Origin of the sequence: Planktotalea sp. (assembly GCF_039984035.1) — a bacterium.
Taxonomy (GTDB): domain Bacteria; phylum Pseudomonadota; class Alphaproteobacteria; order Rhodobacterales; family Rhodobacteraceae; genus Planktotalea.
Genome location: NZ_JBDWVM010000342.1, coordinates 1 through 6,298 on the forward strand (window position 1 = coordinate 1; position 6,298 = coordinate 6,298).

Consider the following 6,298-nt stretch of genomic DNA (forward strand, 5'->3'; position numbering starts at 1 on the left):
TTCAACCGGTTGCACACGCTTGCCAGCACATTTCGCAAAGCGGGCGCCAGCGACCCGCGGCTGTTGGTGCATGACGAAACATACGGCACCGAATTGATCACACTCGCCGCGCGATATGGCCGTGGACTGCCCGCAGATGTCATCCCCCTGTCGGTGTCGGCGCTGTCGGGGTTTGGCCATGCCGAGATGTTGGCAGCACTGGCCTGTGGCTTTGGTCAAGTGTCTGTTTTGATCGCCCCGCGCAGCGAAACCGACGTTCTCGCACACGAAACCGCACTGGCCAATGCGATGGCGGGCCGCACCGGCGTCACGTTGATTGATGTGGCAGACCCTGATGCGCTTTGTGATACGCTTTATGGTGCAGATCCCGCCCCGGCACTGGCCAACCCGGTTCTGCCGCTGGGAACGCGCCGCCAAGTCAGCCGCCTGGCCGCCAAGGCGTTGCAGCCAGAGGCGGCCACTGTCGCCCTGCCCGATGCCGCCCCCTATGGCGCGGTTTTGGTCGATACGGATGCCTGCACCCTGTGCCTGTCGTGCGTGTCATTGTGCCCCGCAGGTGCGTTGGGCGACAACCCCGACAAACCCCAATTGCGGTTCCAGGAAGATGCCTGTCTGCAATGCGGGCTTTGCGCCAATATCTGCCCCGAACAGGCGATCACGCTGGCGCCGCAGATGAACCTGACAGACGCCGCCTTTGACCAGCGGGTGCTGCACGAAGAAGACCCCTTTGCCTGTGTCGAATGCGGCACGTTGTTTGGGTCCAAATCCACGGTCGAACGGATCATGGAAAAACTGGCGGGCAACCACGCGATGTTTTCCAACCCGCAAGCGATCCGAATGATCCAGATGTGTGACAACTGCCGCATTCAGGCGCAGTATCATTCGCAAAATAACCCCTTCACCAGCAAAGATCGCCCCGCTGTGCGCACCACTGATGACTACCTCAGTGACCGCAAAGACCACTGATCAAAGCTGCGCTAATATCCCCTCTCCCAGCCGCAAAGGAGCCAGACAATGAGCGATGATTTCAACATGTCCATGCGTAAATTCCTCAAACAAGTGGGGGTGACCTCGCAGCAAGCAATCGAAGACGCGCTGCGCAACACCGCCGACACGGCGGGCAAGACCTATACCGCCAAGATGGTTCTGACCATCGATGGCGTCGATCTGGAACATGTCGTCACGGGGCACATCACCGGCCGCACCGATGGATCGCCTGAATGAGCCTGACCCGCGACGACGTTCTGACCGCCCTGAAAACCATCACCGACCCGGTATCGGGCAGCGACATCATGGCCGCCGGGCTGATCAAAGCCCTGACCGTCAGTGACACGCATGATGTGCGTTTTGTGATCGAAGTGCCGCCCTCGCAGGCCAAAACCTACGCGGCCGTACAAGCCGACGCCGAAGCCGCCGTCAAGGCGCTGGACGGTGTGGGTGCTGTCAGCGTGGTGATGACGGCCCACTGCACGCCTGCGGCCCCACCTGATTTGAAGCCCCAAAAATCCACCCCCACAGGGCCGCAGAAAATCCCCGGTATCGACCGGATCTTGGCCGTGGCGTCGGGCAAAGGCGGCGTGGGCAAATCAACGGTCGCGGCGAACCTTGCCTGTGCGCTGGCCGCCGAAGGACGGCGCGTGGGGCTGCTGGATGCAGACGTCTACGGGCCCTCGCAGCCGCGCATGTTGGGGGTGTCGGGGCGGCCCGCGTCGCCTGACGGAAAAACCATCCTGCCGATGCGCAATTTCGGCGTGACCATGATGTCTATCGGGTTGATGACAAACGATGATCAGGCCGTCGTGTGGCGGGGCCCGATGTTGATGGGCGCCTTGCAACAGATGATGACGCAGGTGCAATGGGGCGCGTTGGATGTGCTGATCGTTGACCTGCCGCCCGGCACCGGTGACGTGCAAATGACGCTGGCTCAAAAGGCCGATGTCACCGGCGCGATTGTGGTATCGACGCCGCAGGATGTCGCATTGTTGGACGCACGCAAGGGCATTGATATGTTCAACCAGCTGGGCACGCCTATCCTTGGCATGATCGAAAATATGTCGACGCATATTTGTTCAAACTGTGGGCACGAAGAACATGTGTTTGGGCACGGCGGTGTGGCGGCTGAGGCTAAGAAGCTCGGCGTGCCGTTGCTTGCCGAAATCCCGTTGCACCTAGATATCAGACTGGCCGCCGACGGGGGTGCGCCCATCGTGGTGTCTAAACCTGACAGCCCACAGGCGGGTGCGTTCCGCGACGTGGCGCGCGCGCTGGTGGCCGACGGGTTCGCATGAACACCGTGCATTTGCCGCCCCTCTTTACGGCGATGTTAACCGCCGGGGCCGACCCGTTCGAGGCCGCCTGCACTGCCGCGCGTCAGGGGTGCGATGCGGGGCTGGTGACCTACGACATCAGCGCCGACAGGCTGCGTGCCGCGATTGTCTTTGCCCCCGAAATCGCATTGACCCACGCCATGGTCATGCAGCCCATTTGCGGTATCGGGTTCCAAAATGCGTTGGGGACACTGGCACCGCCTGAAGTGTCGGTGCATCTGGAATGGGGCGGCGCGCTGCGCGTGAACGGGGCCAAATGCGGCACCCTCAAGACCGCCGCGCACCCGGCCGATCCGGCCCAAGTGCCCAATTGGCTGGTGGTCGGCCTTGGCCTGACCCTTTGGGCCGACACGCAAGACACCGGGCTGACGCCGGATGTGACCTCGCTTTATGCCGAAGGGTGCAGCGACGTGCCCGCCGGTGACCTGCTTGAGGCCTGGGTGCGCCACACGTTGTCCTGGATCAATCGCTGGGACGAAGACGGCGTGCAACCGGTACATTCGGAATGGACAGGCCTGGCCCACGGGATCAGCGACAACGTAACAGTGAACGGCCTGACGGGCACCTTCCGCGGGATCGACGAAACCTTTGGTTTGCTCTTGCAGCCCCACGGCCCCGCGCAGATTATACCGCTGACCCACACGCTAAAGGATGTGTCATGAAACTGGCCCGCGCGATCCATTTTGACGACAGCGACACACGTGTCTTTCACAACCCCGCCCGCACCGGCGAATGGTGCATTTCAGGGGGGTTCGAGTTTTCCAACTGGTCGCAGGGCGATCTGACGGGCAAGGCAAAACAGGCCTTTACCAACGGGTGGATGGGTGTCGAAACATTCGGCCGCACCAGTTTCGTCGCGGTCACCCAGATCGAAGAGACCGAACGCGACGCCATTGCCGCCACGCTCGCCCAGCATTTCGTGGACATCTACGGCGCGCCATCCGTCGAGGCCGCGATGGGCGTGGCGTTGGAAGAGATCACCCAGATGATCGACCTATGCGAAGATCAAGCATTCAACACCTTGCTGACTGTCACCCGCGAACTGACCCCAGCGGGCGTCAAGGAAAGCTACCGCATGATAGAGCCCCAAGATGCCGGTATCGAGCAATTCGCCGTGCACGGATCATTGGACGAGGACCCTCACCAGCACTAGACACAGTCCCCCACCCTGCACGTTCATTAGACTGCAATCCGTGGGCGTTTTGCGTCAATTTTTGTGTCGTTAAGAGCGATACAGTACAGAACGCCGCACGGCCGTGCGGTAACGTGAATTCAGTCGTGACCAACGAGCAACCGAATGCCGACAGCATGGGCGGTTGGGAGCCTTTGCTGACGGCCTTTACGCAACCAGAAATGGCTCCGTTTCTGGATCTGGATCTGGAGGCATTTCTCCCGCCCGCACTTGCGCAATGGAGCAGGGATGCCGTCAAGGGAAAGAGCGCTCTGCCAGATTACGCATTATTTGCGGTTTTGCGTGTCGCGCCGCGGTAATCCCCCCGAAAAGTGGTTGTGTTAAAAGCTAGAATTTTCGTGGCAAGATATGCCACGGAGATTCACTATGAAGAGGTCACGTGTTCAGAGGCCCAGATTGTCTCGTCCTTGAAAGAGGCAGAGAACAAGATGCTCGTTTCTGAGCTGTGTCGCATGCACGGGATGAGCCAACCATCACTTTACCAATTGCGCTCTAAATTCGGTGGATTGGATGCATCAGTGACTTCCGAAATGAAGCAGTTGTAGGTTGAGAATGCGCGTTTGAAGCAGTTTTTGGGCTGCGAGAATATAGGGATTTCCGGCTGGCTTTGACGGACGCGCGGCGCAATTGGGGATTTGGGCTAGCTATCGCGCTTCATCGCCCGCCCCATCGAGGCAAAGACGGGCATTGGAGTGCGCGGAAAGCATCGGTGCCTTGATCGAAGCCGCACCAACCCAGCCGTTCTACAAGGCTTACGACCGCGCGGCGGTCACCTTGTCGGCGGAGTTCGGCATCACCCAGATTGCGGCGAAGGAGATGATGAAAGACGCCTTCAAGCAGCATCACGGCACGGAGCTCTATGCCCACGGCAAGGCGGTGGAGGAGAAATTCCACACGCCTGTGCGGGAGGCCGCGCGGCAAGCTCGAAACGCAGAGCAGCAACCCGTTCGCAGTCAATCACAGTCCTACCCCTGATCCGTAACCATCTGGAAATAGGAAATAAATCCTAGACAGAACTCAAAATTTGAGCCACCATGTTCCGCCTATGTTCTCACAAAGGAGGAGCAAAACGAAAGGACCACCCGTGAAAGACACGCCCCCAACACCACCGCCGCAACGCCCCAGCATCCATCTCAATTGGCAGGACTGGCTGCCCTATTTTGAGGCCAGCACCGCCTCCGAATCTGAGAAACAACAAATCATTGAAACCGTCTGGTCCATCGTCATGGGCTTTGTTGATCTAGGCTGGACGCTGAATGTTGACGCAGAAAACAGGGGACAAAGCTTCGATCTGACCGCCGCCTTGCGCGCGGCTGTGCTATACTCAGAAGAAAACGCAGAGCTGGAGGCGCTATGAACATACACAAAGCCTTAATCTACTGCGGTGTATCCTCGAAGGGGCAGGAAACCGACGGACACGGATTGGAATCTCAGGAAACCCGTTGCCGTCAATATGCGCAGGCCAAAGGGTACGAGGTCGCCGCTGTCTTTCCCGACACGATGACGGGAGGTGGTAGCTTCATGAAGCGCCCCGGGATGGTGGCGTTGCTGTCCTTTCTCGACGCCCATCCCAACGAGCAATTCATCGTCATCTTTGATGATCTCAAGCGCTTTGCCCGCGACCGCGATTTCCATTTCCGTCTGCGCCGGGCTTTCCGTGATCGACAGGCGCAACTTGAATGCCTGAACTTCTCCTTTGACGAGACGCCAGAAGGTGAGTTCGTGGAGACCATTTTTGCGGCGCAAGGCCAGTTGGAGCGCAAACAAAACGCCCGTCAGGTCTCGCAGAAAATGAAAGCGCGGATGCAATCTGGGTATTTTGTGCACCGCGCGCCCGTCGGATATCGCTACGAGGCTCAAAAAGGGCGGGCCAAGATTTTAGTGCCGAACGCGCCGCTGTCTGACATCATTCGCGAAGCATTTGAAGGCTACGCATCGGGGCGCTTTCAGACGCAGGCCGAAGTGAAACGGTTCTTTGAGGGGTTTGCCGACTTCCCGCATCTGAAGAACGGGCGGCTCACCCAGCAACGGGTGACTGACATCCTGACGCATCCGATCTACACCGGCTATATTTGTTCCGAAAACTAAGGGATCAATTGGCTGAAGGCGCAGCATGACCCGCTGATCTCGCTGGAGACCTTCGACAAAGTGCAGGAGCGCCGCGCTGGCAAGGTCGAAGCGCCCAATAGTAAGAACATCGGGGATACCTTTGTGCTGCGTGGCATTGCCTGCTGTGCGGGCTGTAACGTGCCGCTGCGCTCGTCCTTCACACGAGGAAATGGTGGGCAATACGCATATTATCTATGCCAAACAAAGGGCTGTGAGGCCTACGGCAAATCGATCAAACGCGACAAGATTGAGGGAGACGTGGGCGATATCATCAAAACGCTGCAACCAAATCCAAGCGCAATCCGCATGATGACTGCGATGTTCCGTCAAATCTGGGAGGCGCGTCGGGCGCAGGCCGCGTCCGCGAAGACCGAGGCTAAGAAAGAGCTGTCCCGCATTGATAAACGCATCGACGCGCTACTGGGGCGTATCGTGAACGCGCAAAGCGACGCGATTGTGCCCGTCTATGAAGGCGAGATCGTCGCATTGGAGCGTGGCAAGGCGGTTTTGGCGGAACAAATGCACAAACAGGTTGAGCCGAAGGGGGTTTTGAAGAAAAACTAGAACCAGCGATCATGTTTCTCGCAAACCCTTGGAAACTCTGGGAAACACCCGGTACCGCACAGGTGCACCTGCGTCGTTTGGTGCTGAAACTGGCCCTTAAAACCCG

General features: G+C 58.9%; 10 protein-coding genes and 1 pseudogene. All 11 read left to right on the forward strand.

Annotated elements, in window-relative coordinates; genetic code table 11:
- The coding region (locus ABJQ89_RS15320; RefSeq protein ID WP_348497050.1) for a 4Fe-4S binding protein at positions 1-966 on the forward strand (966 nt) is incomplete at its 5' end.
- 48 nt (positions 967-1,014) lie between these two features.
- A complete protein-coding gene (locus tag ABJQ89_RS15325; RefSeq protein WP_348404617.1) occupies positions 1,015-1,224 on the forward strand; it encodes a DUF6494 family protein in 210 nt (69 codons plus the stop codon).
- Entirely contained in the window at positions 1,221-2,288 is a 1,068-nt protein-coding gene (locus ABJQ89_RS15330) for an Mrp/NBP35 family ATP-binding protein (RefSeq protein ID WP_348404618.1), read from the forward strand. The genes ABJQ89_RS15325 and ABJQ89_RS15330 overlap by 4 nt, the downstream gene beginning before the upstream one ends.
- Positions 2,285-2,989 (forward strand): DUF4444 domain-containing protein, encoded by a 705-nt coding sequence (locus ABJQ89_RS15335; protein ID WP_348497051.1) that lies wholly within the window; start codon positions 2,285-2,287, stop codon positions 2,987-2,989. Before ABJQ89_RS15330 ends, ABJQ89_RS15335 begins: the two co-directional genes overlap by 4 nt.
- Positions 2,986-3,480: a DUF6505 family protein gene (locus tag ABJQ89_RS15340; protein ID WP_348404620.1), complete on the forward strand. Its 495-nt coding sequence runs from the start codon at positions 2,986-2,988 to the stop codon at positions 3,478-3,480. The genes ABJQ89_RS15335 and ABJQ89_RS15340 overlap by 4 nt, the downstream gene beginning before the upstream one ends.
- Before the next feature lie 125 nt (positions 3,481-3,605).
- A complete protein-coding gene (locus tag ABJQ89_RS15345) occupies positions 3,606-3,818 on the forward strand; it encodes a hypothetical protein (RefSeq protein WP_348404621.1) in 213 nt (70 codons plus the stop codon).
- A 60-nt stretch (positions 3,819-3,878) separates the two neighbouring features.
- Positions 3,879-4,061 (forward strand): annotated as a pseudogene (locus ABJQ89_RS15350) (transposase); the annotation flags it as partial.
- Positions 4,062-4,233: 172 nt separating this feature from the next.
- Positions 4,234-4,494, forward strand: a complete 261-nt coding sequence (locus ABJQ89_RS15355) for a hypothetical protein (RefSeq protein WP_348404622.1) — start codon at positions 4,234-4,236, stop codon at positions 4,492-4,494.
- 109 nt (positions 4,495-4,603) lie between these two features.
- Complete coding sequence (locus ABJQ89_RS15360; RefSeq protein WP_348497052.1) at positions 4,604-4,876, forward strand: hypothetical protein; 273 nt, start codon at positions 4,604-4,606, stop codon at positions 4,874-4,876.
- Positions 4,873-5,607, forward strand: a complete 735-nt coding sequence (locus ABJQ89_RS15365) for a recombinase family protein (protein WP_348404624.1) — start codon at positions 4,873-4,875, stop codon at positions 5,605-5,607. The genes ABJQ89_RS15360 and ABJQ89_RS15365 overlap by 4 nt, the downstream gene beginning before the upstream one ends.
- Positions 5,608-5,667: 60 nt before the next feature.
- On the forward strand, positions 5,668-6,192 hold the full coding sequence (locus ABJQ89_RS15370) for a zinc ribbon domain-containing protein (protein ID WP_348404625.1): 525 nt from the start codon (positions 5,668-5,670) through the stop codon (positions 6,190-6,192).
- Positions 6,193-6,298 lie beyond the last annotated feature (106 nt).